Here is a 25166-nt window from a genome sequence, read left to right as displayed (position 1 = left end):
GTTCAATGAGCGATAAACCCGCCCCCAAGGTAACGCGCGCCTCGCTGCTCGAGCGCGCCGCGCAGCGGCTCGACGTCGCGCCGCCGAGCCCGGTCTCGCCGGCGCGCCAGGCGCCGCGTGCGGCCGCGTCGATCAACGTGCCGCCGCCGGCGATCCCGCGCGCCTCGGTGCTGGCGCCGAAGGAGCCGGTGCCCGAGCCCGAAGCCGAAGCGCCGGCCGCGCCTGCCTATGAGGAAGGGGCGCCGGCGCTGCGGCCGATGCCCAAGCCGGAAGCGGGCGCCGAGGGGTCGCCCTTGTCGAGCCAGGCCAGGGGCGATCTCCGCAAGAGCCGCCGCGACGAGATCGACCTCGAGGCGCTGCGCGAGCAGGGCTTCATCCTGCCCGACGCGCCGACCACGCCGATCGCCGAGGAATTCCGCATCATCAAGCGGCAATTGCTGATGAACGCGATGGCGAGCGGGTCGAACGCCATCAAAAACGGCAACCTGATTCTCGTCTGCTCGAGCCAGCCGAACGAGGGCAAAACCTTCTGCGCCATCAACCTTGCGCTCTCGATCGCCTCGGAGCGCGACCTGACGGTGATGCTGATCGACGCCGACTTCGCCAAGCCCGAGATTCTGTCGACGCTTGGCCTCGAAGGCGGCAAGGGCCTGCTCGACCTGATCATCGAGCCGAATCTCGACCTCGCCGACTGCCTGATCCGCACCAACATCGAGAATTTCGCGGTGCTGCCCGCCGGGCGCCAACATAACCTCACGACCGAACTTCTCGCGTCGGAGCGGATGGGCGAGATCATCGAGGATATCGCCAAGCGCTATCCCGACCGCATCATCGTCGTCGACAGCCCGCCGGTGCTCGCTTCGTCGGCGGCACCGGTGCTGGCGATGTACGTCGGCCAGACGGTCTATGTCGTCGAGGCGGAGAACACCCGCGACGCCGAGATCCGCGAGGGCATCTCGATGCTGTCGGCGTGCGAGCACATCCAGCTGCTGCTCAACAAGGCGCGCTTCCAGCCGGGCGGCCGCCGTTACGGCACCTACTACGGTTACGGCGTCTAGGCCGGAGTCGCGTGGGAGGGGGCCGGTATCAGCATTTACCGCTCGTTCGCGGGCTGTTGCTGGTCGGGCTGCTTTCGCTGCCGGGGCCGGCTGCGGCGCGCGTGACCTTCGAGCCGTCGGTCGAATCGCGCACCGTCTTCAACTACAGCAGTGACCAGGATCCGGAGAAACGCGCCTGGAACGAGATCGGGGCGGGGATCGATACCAGCATCGAGCGGCGGCGGATCGATTTCGACCTGCGGTATCGCTATGGTCATCGCATCGCGATCACCGGCCCGGCGACGGACAAGTCGCGCCACAACGGCTCCGGCGTGCTGCGCACCGAGGTGCTGAGCGACCTGCTGTTCCTTGATGCGCAGGCCAACGCCACCATCCTCAATACCCAACGGGGCGGGGTGGTCGATCCGGATGGCGACGACAGTTCGCAGCAACAGACGTTCGGCGCGTCGATCCAGCCGTCGCTGCGCCACCGTTTCGGGCGCACGCAGGTGACGGCACGCTACAGCTACGGCATCTTCGAGGTGGACCGGGCCGACCTGCCGCGGCCGCTGCGCATCGGGCAGCCGATCGAGCCGGGCAGCGGCTTCCAGAGCGGCGCCTCGAATACGCGAAATCAAAGTGCGTCGGTAAATATCGGAAATGTCGGAAGAAGTGATCGTCTGCGTTGGCGCCTGACGGGCGAGTATCAGCGCGACGCGATCGAGCAGCTCGACCAGCGTTTCACCAGCAAGCGGATCGGCGGCGATGGCGAATATGCGGTATCGCGCACGATCGGGCTGATCGCCAATGTCGGTTATGAGGACATCCTCGACCGGCAGGATGCGCTGCTGATCGATTTCGCGACCGGCCTGCCGGTCCCCGACGCGCAGGGCCGCGCGCAGCGCGACCCGAGTGTGCTCTACACCACCAATTTCGATGTCGAAGGCGTGACCTACGAGGGCGGCTTCCGACTGTCGCCGTCGCGTCGCACCAGCCTCATCATGCGGGCCGGCAAGCGCTTCGGAGACTTCACGGCGTCAGCGTCGGCGCAGGTGGAGCTGGCGGGCAATATCCAGCTGCTCGCCACCTATACCGAATCGCTCAACAATTTCGGCCGCCTGTTCACCACCTTGTTCACCGATCCGGTCAGCGGCGTGGTCACCCCGATCGGCAGTTTCGCCGCCAACGGGCAGAATTCGCCGCTCGGCAGCAGCAGCTGCGCCTTCGGCCTCGACGCACAGACCGGCTCCTGCCAGTTCAACCTGACGCAAGTGGCGACCAGCGCGACCTTCAAGGATCAGGCGGGCGCCATCACCCTCGCGCGCGGCATGGGCGGCAGCGGCGGTGGGAGCGGAGACGGTGCCGTCCAGATCAGCCAGCCGCGCTTCTCGGGCTCGGTTTCCGGCTTCTTCAACCGCAGAAGCTACCTGGGCGGCCAGCCGCCGGGGCTGCCGCCCGGAACCCCGGCCAGTTCGTTGGGGGGCGGCACCGACACCAGCTACGGGTTCGACCTGCGCGGCCAGCAGCGTCTTGGCGCGCAGCGCACCGCCGGCTTCAGCGTGCGGGCGCAGCGGAACGAATATGGGCTGTCGCGTGACTCACGTGACTTGTTCGTCAGCGCGCAGACCAACTTCACCATGCTGATCGGCCGCAGTATGTCGCTGTTCGCCAACGCCTTTGCGAGTTGGCGGCGGGTCGATGACCGCGATGGCGCGCCTGATCCGCTCGCCCCGCGCGTCGATCTCGGCAATGGCCGGACATTCAGCGCCTCGATCGGGCTGCGATATCAATTCAGCCCAAATCGCGGTAGAGGATCGCAGGCGTCATCGACCCGCCGGGCCGAGGACGTGACCGAGGAATAGGCATGTATACCGATTTCTACGAGCTGACGGGGCGGCCGTTCCAGCTGACCCCCGATCCGCATTTCTATTTCGATACCGAGACGCACCGGAAGGCGATGGCCTATCTGTCCTATGGCCTCAGCCAGGGCGAGGGCTTCGTGGTGATCACCGGCGATGTCGGCACCGGCAAGACCACGTTGGTCGGCCACGTGATGGAGACGGTGGATCGCTCAAAGCTGGTGGTTGCCAAGATCGTCACCACCCAGCTCGATGCCGATTCGATGGTGAAGATGGTGGCGACCGCGTTCGCCGTACCCGTTGACAATGCTGACAAGGTCTCCGTTCTCAACCGGTTGGAGGCTTTTCTTCGCGCGCAGTATCGCGAAGGCCGCCGGGTTCTGCTGATCGTCGACGAAGCGCAGAATCTGCCGATCGCGGCGCTTGAGGAGCTGCGCATGCTCTCCAATTTTCAGGAGGGGCATCAGGCGCTGCTGCAGACCGTGTTGCTCGGCCAGCCCGAGTTCCGCGACAATCTCAACAGCTCGCCGGTGCTCGAACAGCTGCGCCAGCGCATCATCGCCAGCCATCATCTGGAGCCGATGAGCCGCGAGGAGCTTCCCGAATATGTCGCGCACCGGCTGACGCTCTGCGGCTGGAACGGTAGGCCGACCTTCACGCAGGACGCCTTCGACACGATGTACGATTATTCGGGCGGCGTGCCGCGTCGGCTGAACAATCTCGCATCGCGGGTGCTGCTGTTCGGCGCGCTCGAGCAGCGCGACCAGATCGACGGCGCGATGGTCGCCGAGGTGGTCGAGGATCTGCGCGACGACAGCTTCACCGGCCCGGCGCCCGCGCCGGCGCCGCTGCTCGTCGGCGGCGACGGGACGGTGAACGACGATCTCGCCCGCCGCCTCGCGGCGCTGGAAGCGGGCTCCGGCTCGCACGGCAAGGCGCTGCGCCAGATCGTCGACCTGCTCGACGAGTTGCTGGCCGCCGATCCGGCGCCTGCCGAGTAAGCGATGCCGCCGATCGTCAACGCCCCGATCGTCAACGCCATGTCGGTCGACATCGAGGAGTATTTTCAGGTCGGCGCCTTCGAGCACACGATCGACCGCAGCGCGTGGGATGCCATTGCCAGCCGGGTCGAGTTCAACACGCAGGCGGTGCTCGATCTCTATGCCGGGGCAGGGGTCAAGGCGACCTTCTTCACCCTCGGCTGGGTGGCGGAGCGCCATCCGGCGCTGATCCGCCGCATCGTCGCCGAGGGGCACGAGCTGGCCAGCCACGGCTATACGCATGACCGCGTCCACGACCTGACGCCGGAAAGCTTTCGCGCCGACCTGCGCAAAACCAAGGCAATCCTCGAGGACGCGGGCGGTGTGCCGGTGATCGGCTACCGCGCGCCAAGCTTCTCGATCGGCAAGGTCAACGCTTGGGCGCTGCAGGTGCTCGCCGACGAGGGCTATGCCTATTCGTCGAGCGTCGCGCCATTCGGCACCGATCATTATGGCTGGCCGGGCTTCCCGCGTTTTGCGCACCGCCCGGTCCAGGGCTCGCCGATGATCGAGGTGCCGGTAACCACCGCACGCTTCGCCGGGCGAACGCTCGCCGCCGGTGGTGGCGGCTTCTTCCGCATGTTGCCCTATGCCTTCTCGCGCTGGGCGATCGCACAGGTAAACGAGGAAGAGCGGCAACCGGCGGTCTTCTATTTCCACCCGTGGGAGGTCGATCCCGGCCAGCCGCGGGTCGCGGGCGCGCCGATCAAGTCGCGGCTGCGCCACTATACCAACCTTGGCGTGATGGCGGACAAGCTGCGCCGTGTGATGCGCGATTTCGCCTGGGACCGGATGGACCGCGTCTATCTCGGCGCGCCGGCGGTGGCGGCGGCGGCCTGATGCTCGCCACCGCTGCCAGCGTCCGGACGCTCGATCTCGGCAGCGACAGCGACCGTGATCGCCACGACGCCTATGTCCGCGCGCATCCCGACAGCAGCGCCTTCCACCTGACCGCCTGGGGGCGGGCAGTCGCGAAGGGCACCGGACAGAGCCCGCACTATCTGGTCGCCGAACATGCCGGCGCGGTGGTGGGGGTACTGCCGCTGACCCATGTCCGCTCGCCGCTGTTCGGGCAGTCGCTCGTTTCCAATGCTTTCGCCGTCTACGGCGGGCCGCTCGCCGACAGCGACGCGGCGCATGCCGCGCTCGACGAGGCCGCATGGAAGCTGGCGCAGTCGCTCGGGCTCACCTCGCTCGAATATCGCAATCAGCAGCGGCTTCGCCCCGACTGGCCGGCGAAGACCGGGAGCTATGTCACCTTCCGCCGCGCGCTCGCCGCCGACAGTGAAGCCAATCTCAAGGCGATTCCGCGCAAGCAGCGCGCCGAGGTGCGCCGCTCGCTGGAATTCGGCCTCGATGTACGTGTGGCTTCGGATGAGCGCGCACGGGCCGAGCATTTCGCCGTCTATGCGGAGAGTGTCCGCAACCTCGGCACGCCGGTGTTTCCGCGCGCATTGTTCGACGCGATCCTCGATGAATATGGCGCCGACGCCGACATCCTGACCGTTTCGAAGGACGGCACGCCGATCGCCTCGGTGCTCTCGCTCTATTATCGCGGGGAGGTCTTGCCCTATTATGGTGGCGGCACGCCCGCGGCGCGGGCGTTGAGGGGCAATGATCACATGTACTGGATGCTCATGGAGCATGCGCGCGAGCGTGGCTGCACGTCGTTTGACTTCGGGCGATCGAAGGTCGGGACGGGCGCTTTCTCGTTCAAGAAAAACTGGGGATTCGAGCCGACGCCGCTCGCCTATGAATTCCGCCTCGCGCCCGGCGCGGCGATGCCCGACGTCAATCCGCTCAATCCGAAATATCGGCTGATGGTGGAGACTTGGAGCCGCTTGCCGCTATGGCTTGCGAACCGGTTAGGGCCGCTGCTGTCGCGGGGGCTCGGCTGAATATGTCGGATATCCTCTTCCTCGCGCACCGCATACCGTACCCGCCCGACAAGGGCGATAAGATCCGCTCGTGGCACATGCTGAAGCATCTCGCCGAGCGGGCGACGGTGCATCTCGGCGCCTTCGTCGACGATCCCGCCGACATGGCGCATGCGGCCAAGCTTCGCTCGATCTGCGGCGAGGTGAAGCTGATGCCGCTGAAGCCGTCCGACCGCTGGAAGCGCGCGTTGCGCGGGCTGATGGGCGGCGATGCGTTGTCGCTGGCGCTCTACTACGACCCGGCGATGGTGAAATGGGTGAAGCAGGTGCTGCGCCAGAACCGCATCACTACCATCGTCGCCTTCTCCAGCCAGATGGCGCCCTATGCGCTGCCGCACCTCGGCGGGCGCAAGGGCATCATGGACTTCGTCGACGTGGATTCGGAGAAGTGGCGGCAATATGCCGTCGAGGCGCGACCGGGCCTGCGCCAGGTGATGTACAAGCGTGAAGCGAAGCTGCTGCGCGCGCTCGAAAAATACGCCACCCACCATTTCCAGGCGAGCCTGTTCGTCTCGGAAGCCGAGGCCGCGGTGTTCAGGAAGCTCGCCGGCTCCTACGCGCATACCGTCAAGGCGATGAACAACGGCGTCGACTATCGCTATTTCGACCCCGCCGCCGGCTTTGCGCCGCTGCCGGCTGCAACCGGGCCGGTGATCGTGTTCAGCGGCGCGATGGACTATCGGCCGAACATCGACGCGGTGAGCTGGTTCGCCGAGAAAATCTGGCCGGAAGTGCGCAAGAAGCACGCGGGCGCGACCTTCAAGATCGTCGGATCGAAGCCGGCGCCCGAGGTGAAGCGGCTCGACGGCAAGAATGGCGTCGTCGTCACCGGCCGGGTCGAGGACATGCGCCCGCATCTCGCCGCTGCCGACGTCTGCGTCGCGCCGCTGCGCATCGCGCGCGGCATCCAGAACAAGGTGCTGGAGGCGATGGCGATGGCGCGCCCCGTGGTGGCGACCGCCGCTGCCTTCGAGGGCATCGAGGCGGCGCCGGGCGAGCATCTGCTGCTCGCCGACGAACCGGGCGCCTTTGCCGACCGCATCGACGAGTTGCTGCGCGACACGGCGCGGGCACAGGCGATGGGCGCCGCGGCGCGTGCGCAGGTGATCGCGCGTTATGACTGGGACGCCAGCCTCGCCATGCTCGACGACATCATCGGCCTGAAGGCGCCGCAGCCCGCACTGGTATCCGCGCAATGACCGCCGCGGCAATCCCGGCGGGCGGCGAGGGGACGCATCGTGCCGCCTGGTGGCGCTATGGCCTTGCGTGGGGCGTCGTCGTCGCGGCGATCCTGCTGCTGCTCTACAAGGATACCGCGCATCTCGCCTGGACCTGGTGGGACAATTCGACCTTCGGCCACTGCCTGCTCATCCCGCCGATCATTGCCTGGCTGGTGTGGCAGCGGAAGGAGGGCCTCGCGAAGATGGCGCCGCAGCCGTGGCTGCCGGGCGCCGCGCTGATCCTGCTTGGCGGAATCGTCTGGCTGGTCGGCGAGTTCGCGGGTGTCGCGTTGCTCCGCCATGCCGCGCTGGTGTTCATGCTGCAGGCGACGGTGCCGGCGGTCTTCGGCCTTGCCGTCACCCGTGCGCTGACCTTCCCGATCTTCTTCGCGCTGTTCATGATCCCGGTCGGCGAGCAGCTCGTCCCGCACCTCCAGACGATCACCGCCAAATTCTGCGTGTGGCTGCTCGAACTGTTCGAGGTGCCCGCCTATATCGACGGCGTCTTCATCTCGATCCCCAATGGCGATTTCGAGGTGGCGGAGGCCTGCTCGGGTGTTCGCTTCCTGATTGCGATGGTGGCGTTCGGCGCGCTGGTCGCCAACGTCTGTTTCAAGTCATGGCCGCGCCGCATCGCCTTCATGGCCGCCTCGGTGATCGTGCCGATCGTCGCCAACGGCTTCCGCGCCTGGGGCACCATCTACATCGCGCACCTCACCACCTCGGAATTCGCGCGCGGCGTCGATCATGTCATCTATGGCTGGTTCTTCTTCGCCTTCGTGATGGGGCTGACGCTCGCCATCGGCTGGCGCTTCTTCGACCGCCCGGTCGATGATCCGTTCATCGATCCCGCCGCGCTGCAATCGCCCGGCGCGCAGCCGTCGCCAACGCCGGTACTGGCGAAAGCGGTGGCGGTCGCCATCGCGGCTGCCGCCGTGACGCCCGCCTACGCCGCGCTGACCGCCGCGCGTAGCGCCGAGGCGCCGACCGAGGCGCTGGCGCTGCCGACCCCGGCGGGCTGGACCAAGCAGGACTTCGCCGGTCGCGAATGGGAGCCGAACTATGTCGGCGCCACCGCCAAGGCGATGGCGACCTATGTCGATGCCGAGGGCCAGCCGGTCGATCTCTACATCGCCGTCTACGACCATCAGGACGAGGATAGCGAGCTCGTCGGCTATCAGCAGGGCATCCTGCCGCCGATCCCCGAGGAAGAGGAATATGGCTGGTCCTGGGCCGGCAACCGCCCGGCACCGCACGGGGCAGCGGGCGCGCAGATCAACTTTGGCCGCAATGTCCGTGATGTGTGGCAGTTCTACTGGGTCAACGACCGGCTGGTCGGTAGCCCCTATGCCGCGAAGATCGAGGCGCTGAAGGCGCGCATGTTCGGCGGCAACCCGCAGTCGGCGACGGTGGTGATCTCCGCCGAGCGCACCGACACCTTGGTCTCGTCCGAGCCGGCGCTGCGCCGTTTCCTCGCCGGGGTCGGCCCGGCCGACCAGCTGCTCGCCCGCTCGATCGTTACGGGGCGCGACTGACATGTGCGGGATCGCCGGCTATTTCGATACACGCGAACAGCGCCCGATCGACGAGCGGCTGTTGCGCGCGATGACTGACGCGGTGGCGCATCGCGGCCCCGACGGCGCCGATATCTGGCGCGGCGAGGGGGTGGGGCTGGGCCATCGCCGCCTCGCGATCATCGACCTCGTGTCCGGCGCGCAGCCGATGGCCACGCCCGATGGACAGGTGACCATCGTCTTCAACGGCGAAATCTATAATTTCCAGGAGATCCGCCGCGATCTCGAGGCCGCCGGCCACCGCTTCCGCACCAGCAGCGATACCGAGGTCATCCTCCACGCCTGGCTGGAAGGCGGCGAGGCCTGTGTTCACCGGCTGCGCGGCATGTTCGCCTTCGCGATCCACGATGCGCGCACCCGCACGCTGTTCCTCGCTCGCGACCGGCTGGGGGTGAAGCCGCTCCACTATGCCGAGCTGCCCGGCGGCGAGGTGATCTTCGGGTCGGAGCTGAAGGCGCTGCTTCCGCACCCGAAGCTGGCGCGGGAGCTCGATCCGACGGCGATCGAGGATTATTTCGCCTACGGCTACATTCCCGACCCGAAATGCGCGCTGGCCGGTGTCAAGAAGCTGCAGGCGGGGCATACGCTGACTCTGCGGCAGGGCAAGCCGGTGCCGGCGCCCGTCCGCTACTGGGATGTCGACTTCACCACCCGCCATCGCGGCAACCCCGACGATCTCGCCGCCGAGCTGACCGAGCGGATGCGCGAGGCGGTGAAGCTTCGCATGATCGCCGACGTGCCCTTGGGCGCCTTCCTGTCGGGCGGGGTCGACTCCTCGGCGGTCGTCGCGCTGATGGCGGAGCTGAGCGACACGCCGGTCAACACCTGCTCGATCGGTTTCGACGTGGCGGGCTACGACGAGACCGAATACGCCGCCGAGATCGCGCGGCGCTACGCCACCAACCACCGCAGCCGCATCGTCGACCCGAACGACTTCGGCCTCGTCGAGCGGCTGGCGCAGGCGTTCGACGAGCCCTTCGCCGATGCCTCGGCGCTGCCGACCTACCGAGTCTGCGCCCTGGCGCGCGAGAATGTCACCGTGGCGCTGTCGGGCGACGGCGCCGACGAGGCGTTCGCCGGCTACCGCCGCTACCGCCTGCACGCCAACGAGGAGAAGGTGAGGGGGCTGCTGCCGCTCGGCTTCCGGCAGAGCGTCTTCGGGCCGTTGGGCCGCGCCTTCCCGAAGATGGACTGGGCGCCGCGAATGTTCCGCGCCAAGTCGACCTTCGAGGCGCTCGGCCGCTCGACCGAGGAAGCCTATTTCAACAGCATCGCGGTGCTGCCAGATCGTCTGCGCCAGCATCTGTTCAGCCCGTCGTTCCGCCGCGAGCTGCAGGGCCATTGGGCGGGCAGCCTCTACGTCGACACGATGAAGAACGCGCCCGCCGACGATGCGCTCGGGCAGGCGCAATATGCCGACATCCAGCATTGGCTGCCCGGCGACATCCTGACCAAGATGGACCGCGCCAGCATGGCGGTCAGCCTCGAGGCGCGCGAGCCGCTGCTCGACCATGAGCTGGTCGCCTGGGCCGCGGGCCTGCCGCCCGAGATGCGCATTCGCGGCGGCGAGAGCAAATGGCTGATGAAGAAGGCCATGGAGCGCTACGTGCCGAAGAAGCTGCTCTACCGCCCCAAGATGGGCTTCGTCGTGCCGATCAGCGACTGGTTCCGCGGGCCGCTGGCCGAACGCGCCGAGGCGCTCGCGACTCGATCGGCCGCAGTCGAGACCGGCTGGTTTGATCCGGCGTTCCTGAAGAAAGCGGTCGACGACCATCGGGCGGGCCGCGCCGAACATGGCCGCCTGCTGTGGCAGATGCTGATGCTCGATCAATCGCTCGGCAAGCTCATCGACCTGCCGGTGAAGGCCGCAGCCTAGACCTTAGTTGGTCTCGGTCTTCAGCGCTTCCTTCATCGCGGCGGTATGCGCGGCGTTGACGGTCTTGGCTTCGGCGGCGGACGAACTGCTCAGCACGCCGGGCTTGCTGTCGATCGGCAGGGTGGAAGCGACGTTGTTCGCCATCAGGAAGTGATAGACCATCAACAGGCCGGCGCTGACCCCGAAGACGAGGCCCGCCAGCCAGATGATGATCGAGCCGCTGGACGCGACTGGTCGAGGCCCGCTGGCCCGCTTGCTCATCATGAAACGCAAATCCCCCTGACCGTGCGAATCTAGCAACGTTCGTGCCAGAAGCGGCGGAATAGTGTTTTTACAGGGGGCAGGCAGCGGCTGGCGCGGGGCGAAGGTGACGCTTTTGTAAAATCAGCCGACAGCGGCGGGTGGGTAGCACGCTTCCATGAAGGTGAGTCCGTCGGGCGGGGCGTTGATGCCCAGCTCGGCGCGATCGGCGGCGTCGAGTGCGGCTTTCAGGTCGGCGGCGCTCCATTTGCCCTCGCCGACCAGCTTCAGGCAGCCGACCATCGATCGGACCTGATGGTGCAGGAACGAGCGCGCCGCGGCGTGGATATGCACCTCGTCGCCGATCCGCTCGACATCGAGCCGATCGAGCGTCTTCACCGGGCTCTTCGCCTGGCAATAGGCGGCGCGGAAGGTGGTGAAATCATGCTGGCCGAGCAGCTGCTGCGCCGCTTCGTGCATCGCGCCGGCATCGAGCGGGGTGGAGACCCGCCAGGCGAGGCCGAGGTCGACGGTCAGCGGCGGGCGGCGGTTGACGATGCGGTAGCGGTAGCGGCGGCCGAGGCAGTCGAAGCGGGCATGGAAGTCGGGCGCTTCCTCGCAGGCGAGGATCGCCACCGGCGCGGGGCGGACGCGGGCGTTGATCGCCTCCATCAGCCGGAAGGGCGTAATCGGGCGCTCGATATCGACATGAGCGACCTGACCGACGGCATGAACGCCGGCGTCGGTGCGTCCCGCTGCGTGCAGCACGGCGGGCGCGCCGGTCACGGTGGCGATGGCGTCCTCGATCGCCGCCTGCACGCTCGGGCCGTGGTCCTGCCGCTGCCAGCCCATGAACGGGCGGCCGTCATATTCGACGAGCAGGCGGAAACGGGTCATTCGATGCGGCTGCCCACCGGCACCCGCCAGCCGCGCAAGGCGTCGGCGGCGGCCATCGCCGGTTTGCCGGGGCGCTGGAGCAGGGCGGGGCGCAGCGCGCCGTCGCCGCAGGCGATGGTCAGCGTGTCGTCAAGCGTCGTACCAGGGGTGCCGCTGCCGTCGACCACGTCTGCCGCCAGAAACTTCACGCGCTCGCTGTCGATCAGGCACCAGCCGCCCGGCGCGGGATTGAAGGCGCGCACCGCCCGCTCGACCGCGTCGGCGGGCTGGGTGAAATCGAGTTTCGCCTCCGCCTTGTCGATCTTCGAGGCGTAGGTGACGCCCTCTTCGGGCTGAGCCTCGGCGGCGGGCATGTCCGCCAGCGTCTCGATCACGAGCTGCGCGCCCATCGTCGCCAGCTCGGCGGTTAGTTCGCCGGCGGTCTTGCCGGCGACGGGCGTCACGCCCTTCAGCAGCATCGGCCCGGTATCGAGCCCGCGCTCCATCTGCATGATGGTGACGCCGGTCTCGGCATCGCCGGCGAGGATCGCGCGCTGGATCGGCGCCGCGCCCCGCCAGCGCGGCAGCAGCGAGGCGTGGATGTTGAGGCAGCCCCGGCGCGGCGCGTCGAGGATTGCCTGCGGCAGGATCAGGCCGTAGGCGGCGACCACCGCGAGATCGAGGTCGAGCGCGGCGAAGGCGGCGCGGTCGGCCTCGTCTTTGAAATTGACCGGCGAGCGCACCTCGACCCCCAGTGCCTCGGCGCGGCGCTGGACAGGCGAGGGGGTCAGCGCCTTGCCGCGGTTGGCGGGGCGCGGCGGCTGCGTGTAGACCGCGACCACGTCATGGCCGGCGGCAACCAGCGCATCGAGCGCCGGCACGGCGAAATCGGGGGTTCCCATATAGGCGATGCGCATGACAGGATGCGGCTATCGCGGGCGCGACCCCATTGCAACCCGGCCGCACACGCCTATCTGAGAATTTCCATATCCGACAATATGTTCGTGAGAGTTTCCTGAGACATGGCTTCACCTGAAATCGACGCGCTGACCCAGGCCCTCGCGCGGCTGCCGGGGCTTGGGCCGCGATCGGCGCGGCGCGCGGTGCTGCACCTGCTGAAGCGGCGCGAGACGGCGCTGGCGCCGCTGGTCCGCGCGCTGCAGGCGGTCGAGGCGAACATGTCGACCTGCGACACTTGCGGCAACGTCGACACCCGCAACCCCTGCGGTATCTGCACCGACAGCCGCCGCGACGTGTCGCAGCTGTGCGTCGTCGAGGAGGTCGCCGACCTGTGGGCGCTCGACCGGGCGCGGCTGTTTCCGGGCCGCTATCATGTGCTCGGCGGGCGGCTGTCGGCGCTGGATGGCGTGCGGCCGGAAGACCTCAACATCGAGGGGCTAGTCACGCGCATCGCCGCCGGGGGCGTCGAGGAGGTGGTGCTGGCGATGAACGCCACCCTCGAGGGCCAGACGACGATGCACTATGTCGCCGACCGGCTGGAGAAGCTGCCGATCCGCATCACCCAGCTTGCGCATGGCGTGCCGGTGGGCGGCGAGCTCGACTATCTCGACGAGGGGACGCTGGCGCAGGCGCTGAAGGCGCGGCGTCCGGTCTCCTGATCGAGGCCGCCTGCGACGGCGGGCGCGCTTGACGCGGAACCCCGCCATACTTAGCTGAGCGCCATGGCCATCCTGCCCATCATCGAGACGCCCGACGCGCGGCTGCGCACCATCTCCACTCCTGTGGCGGCGGTCGACGACGATCTGCGCCGCCTGATGGATGACATGCTGGAGACGATGTACGACGCCCCCGGCATCGGCCTCGCCGCCATCCAGGTCGGCGTGCCGAAGCGCGTGCTGGTCATCGACCTTCAGGAAGAGGAAGACACGGAGGGCAAGCCGATCAAGAACCCGCGCTTCTTCGTCAATCCCGAGATCATCTGGGAGTCGGAGGACGCGTCGGTCTACAACGAGGGCTGCCTGTCGGTTCCCGAGATGTACGCCGAGGTCGACCGGCCCGATCGCGTGCGGGTGACGTGGCTCGACTATGACGGCAAGCCGCACGAGGAAGAACTCGACGGGTTGATGGCGACCTGCCTCCAGCACGAGATGGACCACCTCGAAGGCATTTTGTTCATCGACCATCTGTCGAAGCTGAAGCGCGACATGCTGCTGAAGAAGCTCGACAAGTTCCGCCGCGCGAACCGGGCGGCTTAACCACCACATAATTCCGTCATCCCGGCGAAGGCCGGGATCCATCTCGCGGACCATATGGATTCCGGCCTTCGCCGGAATGACGGACGTTGGGGTGCGGAAGAGTTAAGCCGCCTTACCCAGCTTCAGCCGTGCGCCGGGCTCGAAATCCTCGACGAGCAGCTTCACGATCGCCTCGGCGACCTCTTCGGGCGGCTTCACCGTCTGCGGATCCTCGCCCGGATAGGCCTGCGCGCGCATCTTGGTACGGGTGCGGCCGGGATCGACGATCGCGGCGCGGACGCGGCTGGTGTTGCGCACTTCCTCGCCATAGGTATCGACCAGCGCTTCAAGCGCCGCCTTCGACGCGGCGTAGGGGCCCCAATAGGCGCGCGGTGCGGTGGCGAGGCTGGAGGTCAGCGCCACGACGCGGCCATTGTCGGCGGCGCGCAGCAGCGGATCGAATGCGCGGATCAGCCGGAACGGTGCGCCGACGTTGAGCGCCATGATCTGGTCGAACTTCGCCACCGGCACATGCGGCACCGGCATCAGGTCGCCGAGCATCGCGGCATTGAGCAGCAGCGCGTCGAGCCGGCCCCAGCGGCCGCCGATCGCCTGCGCCAGCCGGTCGATGCCGTCGCTGTCGGCAAGGTCGAGCGGCGCGATGGTCGCATTGCCGCCGGCGTCGTGGATTTTGGTCTCAACCTCCTCGAGCCCGCCCTCGGTACGGGCGGTGAGCAGGACATGCGCGCCGGCGGCGCCGAGCGCGAGCGCGGTGGCGGCGCCGATACCGCGGCTGGCGCCGGTCACCAGGACCAGCTTTCCCTCAAGCGTCTTCGTCATGGTCAGATCGCGCGCCGCTCGCCGAGCATCGACAGCTGGTCGGGCTGTTCGATCTCTTCCTGGTCGGTCAGGCGGGTCGGATAGTCGCCCGTGAAGCAGGCGTCGCAATGCTGCGGCGCCGCGTCGTCGCGGCCTTCCTCGCCGAGCGCCTTGTAGAGGCCGTCGATGGAAAGGAAGGCGAGGCTGTCGACCTTGATGAACTCGCGCATCCGCTCGACGTCCATCTGCGCCGCCAGCAGCTTGGCGCGCTCGGGCGTGTCGACGCCGTAGAAGCAGCTGTGGCGGGTCGGCGGCGAGGCGATGCGCATGTGCACTTCGGCGGCGCCGGCATCGCGCAGCATCTGCATGATCTTGATCGAGGTAGTGCCGCGCACGATCGAATCGTCGATCAGCACGATGCGCTTGCCGTCGATCAGCGCGCGGTTGGCGTTGTGCTTCAGCTTGACGCCGAGGTTGCGGATCTGGTCGCCCGGCTGGATGAAGGTGCGGCCGACATAGTGGCTGCGGATGATGCCCAGTTCGAACGGAATACCCGATTGCTGCGCATAGCCGATCGCCGCCGGCGTGCCCGAATCGGGGACGGGGACGACGATGTCGGCGTCGATCGGGCTTTCGATGGCGAGCTGCTGCCCAATGCGCTTGCGCACCTGGTAGACGCTCGAGCCGTCGACGATCGAATCGGGCCGCGAGAAATAGACATGTTCGAAGATGCACGGGCGCGGGCGGAACGACTCGAAGGGCCGTAGCGAGCGCAGGCCGCGCTCGTTGATCACCACCAGCTCGCCCGGCTCGATCGAGCGCAGGAAGGTCGCGCCGACCACGTCGAGCGCCACCGTCTCCGAGGCGAGGATATAGGCGTCGTTGAGGCGGCCGAGCACCAGCGGCCGGATGCCGAGCGGATCGCGGCAGGCGAGCATGCCCTCGGGGGTCAGGCAGATCAGGCTGTAGGCGCCCTCGAGCTGCTTCAGCGCGTCGATGAAGCGGTCGAGCAGCGTCCGGTACGTGCTGGTCGCGACGAGATGGATGATCGTCTCGGTGTCGCTGGTCGACTGGAAGATCGAGCCGCGGCGCACCAGCTCGCGGCGGAGTTTGGTCGCGTTCGAGATATTGCCGTTGTGCGCGACGGCGAAGCCGCCCGACACCAGCTCGGCGAACAGCGGCTGGACGTTCCGCAGCGCGGTGTCGCCGGTCGTCGAATAGCGGACATGGCCGGCGGCGACGGTGCCGGGCAGGCGGGCGATGACATGCTCGCTGTCGAAATTGCCGGCGACATGGCCTTCGGCGCGGTGGCTGTGGAAGGTCTTGCCGTCGAAGGTGGTGATGCCGGCGGCTTCCTGGCCGCGGTGCTGCAGCGCGTGCAGCCCAAGCGCGGTCATCGCGGCGGCTCCCTCGGCGCCATACACGCCGAAAACGCCGCACTCCTCCCGAAGCTTATCGTCGTCGAACGGATGCGTCGTAAGCATGTTGTCCACGATGACTCCGAGTCCTTGGCCAGCCGTCGCGGGGCATATAGGAGGCGGGGTGCGCTTTGTCGCCCCCTTGCGTCATCAATGTGAAACGGGCCATCGGAAAAACCATGAGCCACGCCGAGCTGGAAACCACTTTGAAACTCATGCCGCGCTACGACGAGCGCGGGCTCGTCCAGGCGGTTGCAACCGATGCCGCCACCGGCGAGTTGCTGATGGTGGCGCACATGAACGCCGAGGCGTTGGCGCGGACGCTCGCGACGGGGGAGGCCCATTACTGGTCTCGATCCCGGCAGGAGGTGTGGCACAAGGGCGCAACCTCGGGGAACGTGCAGCAGGTGGTGGAGGCTCGCATCGACTGCGATCAGGACGCGGTATGGCTGAAGGTCCGCCCGGCGGGCCCGGCCTGTCATACCGGCGAGACGACCTGCTTTTATCGCTTGATTGACGGCGGGCAGTTGGTGCGGTGACGCAGGTCGCGCTGATCGGCGGCACCGGCCTCGTCGGGCGCGAAGCGGCGCGGCGGCTGTGGGCGAGCGGCGAGGTCGGCCTCGTCAGCTTCGTGCGGCGCGAGCCCAAGGCACGCTACGAACGCAAGATCAGCTTCGAACGGCTGCTGCACGACGGTATCAGCACCTTGGAGATGGAGCAGATCGACATCGCCATCTGTTGCCTCGGCACCACGATGAAGCAGGCGGGGTCGAAGGGCGGCTTCCGCCGGATCGATCATGACTATGTCATGGCCTTCGCCAAGGCCGCGCTGAAGCTCGGCGCCCGGCAGTTCATCCTCGTCTCCTCGGTCGGCGCCAAGCGCGGCAGCAGCACCTATTATCTCTCGGTGAAAGGGGAGGTGGAGGTCGCGGTCAGCAAGCTCGGCTTCGAGCGCGTCGACGTCATCCGGCCCGGCCTGCTGATCGGCAATCGCAAGCAGCGGCGGCTCGGTGAGCGAATGGCGCAGATCATCGTGCCGCGGTTGCACTGGCTGATGCGGGGGCCGCTGCGCCGCTACCGCGCCACCCGCGCCGACACGGTGGCGCGCGCTATCGTCGAGCTGACCGGCGCGACCGATCCGGGGCGCTATCTCTACGAGAACCAGCAGCTCGACATCCTGGATCAGGGCTTCGCTTGAGGCGGGCTCGGCTCAGTTGACGTTAACGTAAACGTCAACTAGCGTCCGCGGCCGATGAACGATGAATCGCTCTTTGCGAAATCGCCTGCCGCGGCGCGGACCAGCGCCGAGGCCGAGAGCTACACGATCACCGACCTCGCGCTCGCCTTCAACGTCACGCCGCGCGCCATCCGCTTCTATGAGGACCAGGGGCTGATCAGCCCGCAGCGGCAGGGCCAGAGCCGCATCTATTCGCGGCGCGACCGCGCGCGGCTCGCCTGGATCCTGCGCGGCAAGCGGGTGGGGTTCAGCCTCGCCGAAATCCGTGAGATGCTGGATCTGCACAATGAGGGCGACGGCCGCACGCGGCAGCGCAAGCTGACCATCGAGCTGTGCCGCGAGCGGATCGGCGTGCTGTCCGAACAGCGCGCCGACATCGACGACATGATCGACGAACTGAAAGGTTTCGTCGCGATGCTTGAAGACATGGTGCCGTCGAACGGCGCCACAGCCACCGGAGCCTGACATGCCGACCTATCGCGCGCCCCTGAAGGATACGCAGTTCGTGCTGCGCCATATCGTTCAGCTCGACAAATATTCGAACCTGCCGGGCTTCGCCGACGCGACCCCCGACCTCGTCGGCGCGATCCTCGAAGAGGGCGCCAAGTTCGTCGAGGGCGTGCTGCAGCCGCTCAACCAGGTCGGCGACCGCGAGGGCTGCACCCGGAACGACGATGGCTCGGTGACGACGCCGACCGGCTTCAAGGAGGCCTACAAGCAATTCTGCGAGGGCGGCTGGAACACGCTGTCGGGGCCGTCGGCCTATGGCGGGCAGGAGCTGCCGCACCCGATCTCGATGGCGTTCGAGGAATATCTGATCTCCGCCAACATGGCGTTCGGCATGTATCCGGGGCTGACCCACGGCGCGATCGCCGCGATCAACGTCGCCGGCTCGGACGAGCAGAAGCAGAAATATCTGCCGAACATGGTGCATGGCCGCTGGACCGGCACGATGAACCTGACCGAGCCGCATTGCGGCACCGACCTAGGCCTCATCCGCACCAAGGCGGACCCGCAGGCCGACGGCAGCTACAAGATCACCGGCACCAAAATCTTCATCTCGGCCGGCGAGCATGACCTGTCGGAGAACATCGTCCACCTCGTGCTGGCGAAGATCGCCGGCGCGCCGGACAATGTGAAGGGCATCAGCCTGTTCATCGTGCCGAAGTTCATGGTGGGCGACGACGGCGCGCTGGGCGACCGCAACAGCCTCCAGTGCGGCTCGATCGAGCACAAGATGGGCATCCACGGCAATTCGACCTGCGTGATGAACTATGACGCCGCCACCGGCTATCTGGTCGGCGAAGCCAACAAGGGCCTGAAGGCCATGTTCATCATGATGAACGCCGCGCGCCTCGGCGTCGGGCTGCAGGGCCTCGGCATTGCCGAGGTCGCCTACCAGAACGCTGTCACCTACGCGAAGGACCGCAAACAGGGCCGCGCGCTGACCGGCCCGGCCGAGGCCGACGCCAAGGCGGATTCGATCATCGTGCACCCCGACGTGCGCCGGATGCTGATGGACGGGCGCGCCTTTGCCGAAGGCGCCCGCGCGCTGGCGCTGTGGGGGGCGCTGCAGGTCGATCTCAGCCACAAGGCGCAGACCGAGGAGGAGCGGCAGGCCGCCGACGACCTGATCTCGCTGCTGACGCCGGTCATCAAGGGCGTGTTCACCGACAAGGGCTATGACATCGCCACCGCGTCGCAGCAGGTCTATGGCGGCCACGGCTACATCGCCGAATGGGGCATGGAGCAGTTCGTCCGCGACGCGCGCATCGCGCAGATCTACGAGGGCACCAACGGCGTCCAGGCGATGGACCTCGTCGGCCGCAAGCTCGGCTCGAACGGCGGGCGCGGCGTGATGGCCTATTTCCAGCTGGTGGGCCAAGCGGTCGCCGACGCCAAGGGCGACGAGCGGCTGGCGCCGCTGGCCACCGGCCTCGAAAAGGCGATTGGCGAGCTGCAGGCGGCGACGATGTGGCTGATGCAGAACGCAATGCAGAACCCGAACAACGCCGGGTCGGCCGCCTATGCTTACATGCAGTTGATGGGCGTGGTCGCGCTCGGGCACATGTGGCTGCTGATGGCGAAGGCGGCGCACGCCGAACTCGACGGCGGCACCACCGACACCGCGTTCCACGAGGCGAAGCTGATCACCGCGCGGCACTATGCCGAAAGCCAGTTCCCGCTCGCCGGCGGCTATCGCCGCAAGATCGAGGCGGGATCGGAAGCGCTGATGGCGATGCCGGTCGAGGCATTCTGAATTTACGAGGGAGCAGGACGATGGCCGAAGCTTATATCTACGACGCAGTCCGCACCCCGCGCGGCAAGGGCCGCAAGGACGGCGCGCTTCACGAGATCACCCCGATCCAGCTCGGCACGCAGGTGCTGAGGGCGATCGCCGACCGCAGCCCGATCGACACCGCCGACGTCGATGACGTGGTGTTCGGCTGCGTTTCGCCGGTGGGCGAGCAGGGCGCCGACATCGCGCGCGTCGCGGTGCTCAACGCCGACTATGCCCAGACCACGGCGGGCGTGCAGATCAACCGCTTCTGCGCCAGCGGCCTCGAAGCCGTGAACATGGCCGCGGCGAAGGTGATGGCTGGCGAGGCGATGTTCGCGATCGGCGGCGGCGTCGAGAGCATGTCGCGCGTGCCGATGGGCGCCGACGGCGGCGCCTGGGCGATGGACCCGGCGGTCGCCTACAAGACCTATTTCATGCCGCAGGGCATCGGCGCCGACCTGATCGCCACCAAGTGGGGCTTCAGCCGTGACGACGTCGATGCCTATGCCGTCGAGAGCCAGAAGCGCGCCGCGCAGGCCTGGAAGGAAGGCCGGTTCGGCAAGTCGATCGTGCCGGTGAAGGACGTGATCGGCGAAGTCGTGCTCGCGCATGACGAGCATATGCGCCCGCAGACCGACATGCAGTCGCTCGCCGGCCTCGCGCCTGCCTTCGCGGCGATGGGCGAGCAGATGCCCGGCTTCGACGCCATCGCGCTGCAGCGCTATCCCGAGGTGGAGAAGGTCAACCACGTCCACCACGGCGGCAATTCGTCGGGCATCGTCGACGGCGCCGCTGCGGTGCTGATCGGCAACAAGGAAATGGGCGAGAAATACGGCCTGAAGCCGCGGGCCCGTATCCGCGCCATGGCCTCGATCGGCTCCGAGCCGTCGATCATGCTGACCGGCCCCGAGTTCGTGTCGGCGAAGGTGCTGAAGCGCGCCAGCATGGAGACGGGCGACATCGACCTCTACGAGCTGAACGAGGCGTTTGCCTCCGTCGTGCTGCGCTACATGCAGGCGCTCGGGCTCGACCATGCGAAGGTCAACGTCAACGGCGGTGCCATCGCGATGGGCCATCCGCTCGGTGCCACCGGCGCGATGATCCTCGGCACCGTGCTCGACGAGCTTGAGCGGACGGGCAAGGGCACCGCGCTCATCAATCTCTGCGTCGGCGCCGGCATGGGCACCGCCACCATCATCGAGCGCGTCTGACGCACACAACAACTCGTCATCCCCGCGAAGGCGGGGACCCAGCCCGGTAAAAGGCGCCAGCGGTAGCTGGCAGGTTGCTTGAGGACTGGATCCCCGCCTTCGCGGGGACGACGACAGGGTAGGGACCTGGACAATGACCGAAACGATCAAGTTCGACCTCGACGCCGACGGCATCGCGCTGCTGACGATCGACGTCCCCGGCCAGACGATGAACGTCATCACCGGCGAGCTGACCCGCGACCTCGGCACGCTCATCGAGCGCATCGCCACCGATGACGCCGTCAAGGGCGCCGTCATCACCAGCGGTAAGAAGACCGGCTTCATGGCCGGTGCCGACCTGAAGGGCATGGGCAGCATGTTCGGCGGGGCCGGCAGCGGCGACGACGGCCGCTCGAAGATGGCGAAGCTGTTCGACGGCGTGTTCGAGTTGAACAAGCTGTTCCGCCGGCTGGAAACCTGCGGCAAGCCGGTGGCCGCCGCGATCAACGGCCTGGCGCTCGGCGGCGGGCTCGAGGTCTGCCTCGCGACGCACCACCGCATCGTCGCCGACAATCCAAAGATCCAGCTCGGCCTTCCGGAAGTGCTCGTCGGCCTGCTGCCGGGCGCCGGCGGCACGCAGCGGCTGCCGCGCCTGATGGGCGTGCAGGCGGCGCTGATGTACCTGACGCAGGGCAAGTTCATGAGCCCGCAGGAAGCCTTGGGCTTCGGCGTGGTGCATGAGGTCGCGCCCGCAGACCACGTCGTCGACAAGGCCAAGGCCTGGGTGAAGGCGAACCCGGCGGGCGGCGTGCAGCCGTGGGACCAGAAGAACTTCAAGTTCCCGGGCGGCGTCGGCGGCTTCAATCCGGCGTTCGCGCAGACCTTCGTCGGCGGCACCGCGATGCTGGCGGCGAAGACCTTCCACAATATGAACGCGCCGATCGCCATCCTGTCGGCGGTCTACGAGGGCTCGCAGCTCCCGATGGACACGGCGATCCGCGTCGAGAGCAAATATTTCGCCAAGCTCGTCGCCGATCCGCAAGCGGGCAACATGATCCGCACGCTGTTCGTCAACAAGCAGGCTGCCGAGCGCGGCGCGCGCCGCCCGGCGGGCATTGCGCCGATGCCGACGAAGAAGGTCGGCATGCTCGGCGCCGGCCTGATGGGCGCGGGCATCGCCATGGTGTCGGCGCAGGCCGGCATCGAGGTGGTGCTGCTCGACCAGAGCCAGGAAGCGGCGGACAAGGGCAAGCAGTACACGGCCGACCGCCTCGCCAAGAAGAAGGCCTCGCCGGAGAAGACCGCCGAGATCCTCGGCCGCATCCACGCGACGACCAGCTACGACGACCTGAAGGGCTGCGACCTGATCATCGAGGCGGTGTTCGAGACGCGCGAGATCAAGGCCGAGGTCACCAAGAAAACGGAAGCCGTCGTCGGCGCCGACACCATCTTCGGTTCGAACACCTCGACGCTGCCGATCACCGGCCTCGCTGAAGCGTGGACCAAGCCGGCGAACTTCATCGGCATCCACTTCTTCTCGCCGGTCGAGAAGATGCCGCTGGTCGAGATCATCGTTGGTAAGAAGACCGGGCCGGGAGCCATTGCGAAGGCGCTGGATTATGTCCAGCAGATCAAGAAGACGCCGATCGTCGTCAACGATAGCCGCGGCTTCTACACCTCGCGCTGCTTCGGCACCTATGTGCAGGAAGGCCTGACGATGCTCGGCGAGGGCGTCGGCCCGGCGCTGATCGAGAATGTCGGCAAGATGGCCGGCATGCCTGTCGGCCCGCTCGCGGTGAACGACGAAGTCGGCCTCGACCTCAGCTACAAGGTTGCGCAGGCGACCAAGAAGGACCTCGGCGACGCCTACAAGGGCGGGCCGGGCGAGCAGGTCATCGAGACGATGGTCGGCGCCGAGCGCTTCGGCCGCAAGAACGGCAAGGGCTTTTATGCCTATCCCGCCGACGGCAAGAAGCACCTGTGGCCCGACCTCGGCGCGACTTTCCCGCAGAGCGACGTGCAGCCGAGCCCGGAGGAGGTGCGCGAGCGCATCGTCTTCCGCCAGCTCGTCGAGACAGCGCGCTGCTTTGCCGAAGGCGTGCTCGAGACGCCCGAGGACGGCGACCTCGGCGCCATCTTCGGCTGGGGCTTCGCGCCGCACACCGGCGGCCCGTTCAGCCACATGGACACGCTCGGTATCGCCAACGTCGTCGCGACGCTCGACCGCCTCGCGCAGAAGCACGGCGAACGCTTCAGCCCGCCGGCACTGCTCCGCGACATGGCCGCGAAGGGCGAGAGCTTCTACGGCAACGCCGCGAAGGCGAAGAAGGCGGCCTGAGGAGGCGGCTCAAGATGAGCCCTCTCCCCGCTGGGGAGAGGGTTGGGTGAGGGGAGCGAGCGGTAGCGAGCTAGTCGTCCGCCGCACGCTCTCCGATCCCGGCTTTATGCCGCTCTTCCCAGCGCTGAACGGCCAGCAACAACGCGGCCTCGATCGCGCCTATTACACCCTCCAGATTGTCGATCACGTCGCGATTCCAGAACCGCAGTACGGTATAACTCTGCGCTTCCAACGCCTTGGTCCGCACGTCATCATACGCACTTTCGAAGTGCTGGCTGCCGTCGAGCTCGACGATCAGCATGTGCTCGCGACACGCGAAGTCGGCGATGTAACCCGCCGCCGGAAATTGCCGCACGAATTTGGCGCCCATCAGCTGCCGCGCGCGCAGCTTCGCCCACAGCTTATGCTCCACACCTGTCGCCTGCTCCCGAAGAGAGCGGGCGCGGCTGGTTAGGAGAGCGTCGCGGGTCGGCATGGACGGTGCCCCTCACCCAACCCTCTCCCCGGCGGGGAGAGGGCTTTAGAAGTCAGGGCGCCGCCGGCGTGAACTCCAGCGCCTGGATTTCCATCGCCTGCTTCGGCGAGCGCTGGACGCGCCCCGAGATGCGGCCCGTGTCGCAGGTCCAGGTGAAGCGGCCCTCCATCGCCGAGATGGGGCGGATGGGAGCGTCGGTCTTGCAGGTGCCGACCTGCGCCTTCACGTCGGCGATCGCCTTCTTCCAGCGTGCCGCGTCGAGATCGAGCAGCATGTTGTTGCCGAGCGGGGCGGCGTTGATGTCGCCGGCCTTCCATACCGCCTTTGCGGCGTCGTAGGCGGCGGTGAGGCCGCTGCTGACCGGCGTATCGCGATCGGTCAGCGCGCCGGCCTTGTTGAGCGCCAGCGCGGCGCGCATGGCGGGGAGGGAGGCGCCGCCATAGGTGCGGCTGGAGAAAGCGAACACGCCGACGCCCTTGTCGGGAAGCAGCAGCACCACCGAGCCATAGCCGGGGTAGCCGCCGGTGTGGCGCACGACGCGGCCGAGGTCGCAATCGTCGGAAACCGTCCAGCCCATCGCATAGGTGCTGGCCTGCCGGCAGGCGTTGCCGCCGATGTTGGCGGCGCGCATCGACCCGCTGACGAAATTGTCGCCGGTGACGATTTCGCGCACCGTGCTGCGCTTCACCGGGCCATTGTCGGCGCCGTCGCGCGCCGGCCAGGCGTCGAGCAGGAATCTCACCCATTTCGCAAAATCGTCGGCACTGGTCTCGACGCCGCCCATCGCGCCGAAGGTGCCGTCCTTCATGTCGGGCTCGCGCACCCATCCATTGTCCTGCCATCGATAGCCGATGGCGCGGCGGTCGGCGGGCGAGGCGAAGATATCGTAGCCGGTCGACTTCATGCCGAGCGGCTTCATCATCGTGTCGCCGATGTAGCGCTGATAGGGCATGCCCGAGACGTTGGTGATGATCCGGCCGAGCAGCGCGTAGCCGAGGTTCGAATATTCCATGGCGAGGCCCGGCGCGCGCGAAAAGGCGACGCCTTCCTTCAGCAGCGCGGTGAATTCCGCCTCGCTCATCACCTGCTGCCGGTCGCCCCAGGGGTTGTCCTCGACGAAACCCGCGGTGTGGGTGATCAGGTTGCGCACGCTGATCTTCGGGCTGTCGGTGGTCGGGTAACGCCAGCTCTTCAGCTCGGGCACGTAATTTTCCGCCGGCGCATCGAGCGACAGCTTGCCCTCGTCGCGGAGCTTCAGGATGGCGAGTGCGGTGAATGCCTTCGACATCGAGGCGATGCGGAACAGGCTGTCGGTGGTAACCGGCCGCTGGCGCTCGGTATCCTGAATGCCCAAGCCCTTCACATGGACCAGCTTGCCGTCGGCGACGATGCCATAGGCGACGCCGGGGGCGTGCGAAGCCAGCCGCCAGTCGGCGAAAATCTTGTCGACCTCGGCCAGCGTCGCCTTGTCGGGCGTCGCAGCGTGCGCGCCCGTCGACAGCAGCAAGGCCAGCATGGCGGCGCGCAACTTCATAATGTGTCTCCCCGGTCCTT

Annotated in this window: 23 protein-coding genes; 16 read left to right on the top strand and 7 right to left on the bottom strand. The window is 67.4% G+C overall.

Annotation, left to right across the window (positions count from 1 at the left end):
• Nucleotides 1–5 precede the first annotated feature (5 nt).
• Genes ACFOMD_RS14815 through ACFOMD_RS14780 form a run of 8 tightly spaced genes read left to right on the top strand, consistent with a single transcriptional unit; the run spans nucleotide 6 to nucleotide 10543 of the window.
• The gene (locus tag ACFOMD_RS14815; protein WP_380862733.1) at nucleotides 6–1058 is read left to right on the top strand and encodes an XrtA-associated tyrosine autokinase; all 1053 of its coding nucleotides are present in this window, start codon (nucleotides 6–8) and stop codon (nucleotides 1056–1058) included.
• A gap of 11 nt (nucleotides 1059–1069) precedes the next feature.
• Complete coding sequence (locus ACFOMD_RS14810) at nucleotides 1070–2899, top strand: hypothetical protein (protein ID WP_380862731.1); 1830 nt, start codon at nucleotides 1070–1072, stop codon at nucleotides 2897–2899.
• A gap of 2 nt (nucleotides 2900–2901) precedes the next feature.
• Nucleotides 2902–3897: an XrtA/PEP-CTERM system-associated ATPase gene (locus ACFOMD_RS14805; protein ID WP_380862729.1), complete on the top strand. Its 996-nt coding sequence runs from the start codon at nucleotides 2902–2904 to the stop codon at nucleotides 3895–3897.
• Nucleotides 3898–3900: 3 nt separating this feature from the next.
• Nucleotides 3901–4776: an XrtA system polysaccharide deacetylase gene (locus tag ACFOMD_RS14800; RefSeq protein ID WP_380862727.1), complete on the top strand. Its 876-nt coding sequence runs from the start codon at nucleotides 3901–3903 to the stop codon at nucleotides 4774–4776.
• Nucleotides 4776–5834, top strand: coding sequence for a FemAB family XrtA/PEP-CTERM system-associated protein (locus ACFOMD_RS14795; RefSeq protein WP_380862725.1), 1059 nt, complete (start codon nucleotides 4776–4778; stop codon nucleotides 5832–5834). The genes ACFOMD_RS14800 and ACFOMD_RS14795 overlap by 1 nt, the downstream gene beginning before the upstream one ends.
• A gap of 2 nt (nucleotides 5835–5836) precedes the next feature.
• Nucleotides 5837–7072, top strand: coding sequence for a TIGR03087 family PEP-CTERM/XrtA system glycosyltransferase (locus ACFOMD_RS14790; protein WP_380862723.1), 1236 nt, complete (start codon nucleotides 5837–5839; stop codon nucleotides 7070–7072).
• Nucleotides 7069–8628, top strand: a complete 1560-nt coding sequence (gene xrtA, locus ACFOMD_RS14785; protein WP_380862721.1) for an exosortase A — start codon at nucleotides 7069–7071, stop codon at nucleotides 8626–8628. The genes ACFOMD_RS14790 and xrtA overlap by 4 nt, the downstream gene beginning before the upstream one ends.
• Nucleotide 8629: 1 nt before the next feature.
• Nucleotides 8630–10543, top strand: a complete 1914-nt coding sequence (locus tag ACFOMD_RS14780) for an XrtA/PEP-CTERM system amidotransferase (RefSeq protein ID WP_380862719.1) — start codon at nucleotides 8630–8632, stop codon at nucleotides 10541–10543.
• Between the two features lie 3 nt (nucleotides 10544–10546).
• On the opposite strand, the gene ACFOMD_RS14775 is transcribed toward ACFOMD_RS14780, so the two are convergent.
• The 3 genes from ACFOMD_RS14775 to fmt form a co-directional block, all read right to left on the bottom strand.
• The gene (locus ACFOMD_RS14775) at nucleotides 10547–10807 is read right to left on the bottom strand and encodes a hypothetical protein (RefSeq protein WP_380862717.1); all 261 of its coding nucleotides are present in this window, start codon (nucleotides 10805–10807) and stop codon (nucleotides 10547–10549) included.
• A 120-nt stretch (nucleotides 10808–10927) separates the two neighbouring features.
• Complete coding sequence (gene truA, locus ACFOMD_RS14770) at nucleotides 10928–11680, bottom strand: tRNA pseudouridine(38-40) synthase TruA (protein ID WP_380862715.1); 753 nt, start codon at nucleotides 11678–11680, stop codon at nucleotides 10928–10930.
• Complete coding sequence (gene fmt, locus ACFOMD_RS14765; protein ID WP_380862713.1) at nucleotides 11677–12576, bottom strand: methionyl-tRNA formyltransferase; 900 nt, start codon at nucleotides 12574–12576, stop codon at nucleotides 11677–11679. The genes truA and fmt overlap by 4 nt, the downstream gene beginning before the upstream one ends.
• A 105-nt stretch (nucleotides 12577–12681) precedes the next feature.
• On the opposite strand from fmt, the gene recR reads away from it, so the two are divergent.
• Complete coding sequence (gene recR, locus ACFOMD_RS14760) at nucleotides 12682–13278, top strand: recombination mediator RecR (protein ID WP_380862711.1); 597 nt, start codon at nucleotides 12682–12684, stop codon at nucleotides 13276–13278.
• Between the two features lie 63 nt (nucleotides 13279–13341).
• Nucleotides 13342–13875: a peptide deformylase gene (gene def / locus ACFOMD_RS14755; RefSeq protein ID WP_380862709.1), complete on the top strand. Its 534-nt coding sequence runs from the start codon at nucleotides 13342–13344 to the stop codon at nucleotides 13873–13875.
• A gap of 102 nt (nucleotides 13876–13977) precedes the next feature.
• Here def and ACFOMD_RS14750 read toward each other — a convergent pair whose 3' ends face one another.
• Nucleotides 13978–14694, bottom strand: coding sequence for an SDR family NAD(P)-dependent oxidoreductase (locus tag ACFOMD_RS14750; protein ID WP_380862707.1), 717 nt, complete (start codon nucleotides 14692–14694; stop codon nucleotides 13978–13980).
• Between the two features lie 2 nt (nucleotides 14695–14696).
• The gene (gene purF / locus ACFOMD_RS14745; protein WP_380863455.1) at nucleotides 14697–16157 is read right to left on the bottom strand and encodes an amidophosphoribosyltransferase; all 1461 of its coding nucleotides are present in this window, start codon (nucleotides 16155–16157) and stop codon (nucleotides 14697–14699) included.
• Between the two features lie 113 nt (nucleotides 16158–16270).
• On the opposite strand from purF, the gene hisI reads away from it, so the two are divergent.
• From hisI to ACFOMD_RS14715, 6 genes are all read left to right on the top strand, one after another.
• On the top strand, nucleotides 16271–16630 hold the full coding sequence (gene hisI, locus ACFOMD_RS14740; RefSeq protein ID WP_380862705.1) for a phosphoribosyl-AMP cyclohydrolase: 360 nt from the start codon (nucleotides 16271–16273) through the stop codon (nucleotides 16628–16630).
• Nucleotides 16627–17289, top strand: coding sequence for an NAD(P)H-binding protein (locus ACFOMD_RS14735; protein ID WP_380862703.1), 663 nt, complete (start codon nucleotides 16627–16629; stop codon nucleotides 17287–17289). The genes hisI and ACFOMD_RS14735 overlap by 4 nt, the downstream gene beginning before the upstream one ends.
• 54 nt (nucleotides 17290–17343) lie before the next feature.
• Nucleotides 17344–17793: a MerR family transcriptional regulator gene (locus ACFOMD_RS14730; RefSeq protein ID WP_380862701.1), complete on the top strand. Its 450-nt coding sequence runs from the start codon at nucleotides 17344–17346 to the stop codon at nucleotides 17791–17793.
• 1 nt (nucleotide 17794) lies between these two features.
• Entirely contained in the window at nucleotides 17795–19588 is a 1794-nt protein-coding gene (locus ACFOMD_RS14725; RefSeq protein WP_380862699.1) for an acyl-CoA dehydrogenase C-terminal domain-containing protein, read from the top strand.
• 20 nt (nucleotides 19589–19608) lie between these two features.
• Nucleotides 19609–20820 carry an acetyl-CoA C-acetyltransferase gene (locus ACFOMD_RS14720; protein WP_380862697.1) on the top strand — a complete coding sequence of 404 codons (1212 nt, stop codon included), beginning with the start codon at nucleotides 19609–19611 and terminating at the stop codon, nucleotides 20818–20820.
• A gap of 133 nt (nucleotides 20821–20953) precedes the next feature.
• Nucleotides 20954–23137 carry a 3-hydroxyacyl-CoA dehydrogenase NAD-binding domain-containing protein gene (locus ACFOMD_RS14715; RefSeq protein WP_380862695.1) on the top strand — a complete coding sequence of 728 codons (2184 nt, stop codon included), beginning with the start codon at nucleotides 20954–20956 and terminating at the stop codon, nucleotides 23135–23137.
• 70 nt (nucleotides 23138–23207) lie between these two features.
• Here the strand turns inward: ACFOMD_RS14715 and ACFOMD_RS14710 are convergent, their stop codons facing one another.
• Entirely contained in the window at nucleotides 23208–23612 is a 405-nt protein-coding gene (locus ACFOMD_RS14710) for an endonuclease domain-containing protein (RefSeq protein WP_380862693.1), read from the bottom strand.
• Between the two features lie 52 nt (nucleotides 23613–23664).
• Nucleotides 23665–25146 (bottom strand): serine hydrolase domain-containing protein, encoded by a 1482-nt coding sequence (locus ACFOMD_RS14705; protein WP_380862691.1) that lies wholly within the window; start codon nucleotides 25144–25146, stop codon nucleotides 23665–23667.
• Nucleotides 25147–25166: the final 20 nt, after the last annotated feature.

The sequence above is a fragment of the Sphingoaurantiacus capsulatus genome (genome assembly GCF_042648405.1).
Classification (GTDB): Bacteria; Pseudomonadota; Alphaproteobacteria; order Sphingomonadales; family Sphingomonadaceae; genus Sphingoaurantiacus; species Sphingoaurantiacus capsulatus.
Note: the sequence above shows the minus strand (reverse complement) of the source record. Positions and strands in the feature narration are given on the sequence as shown.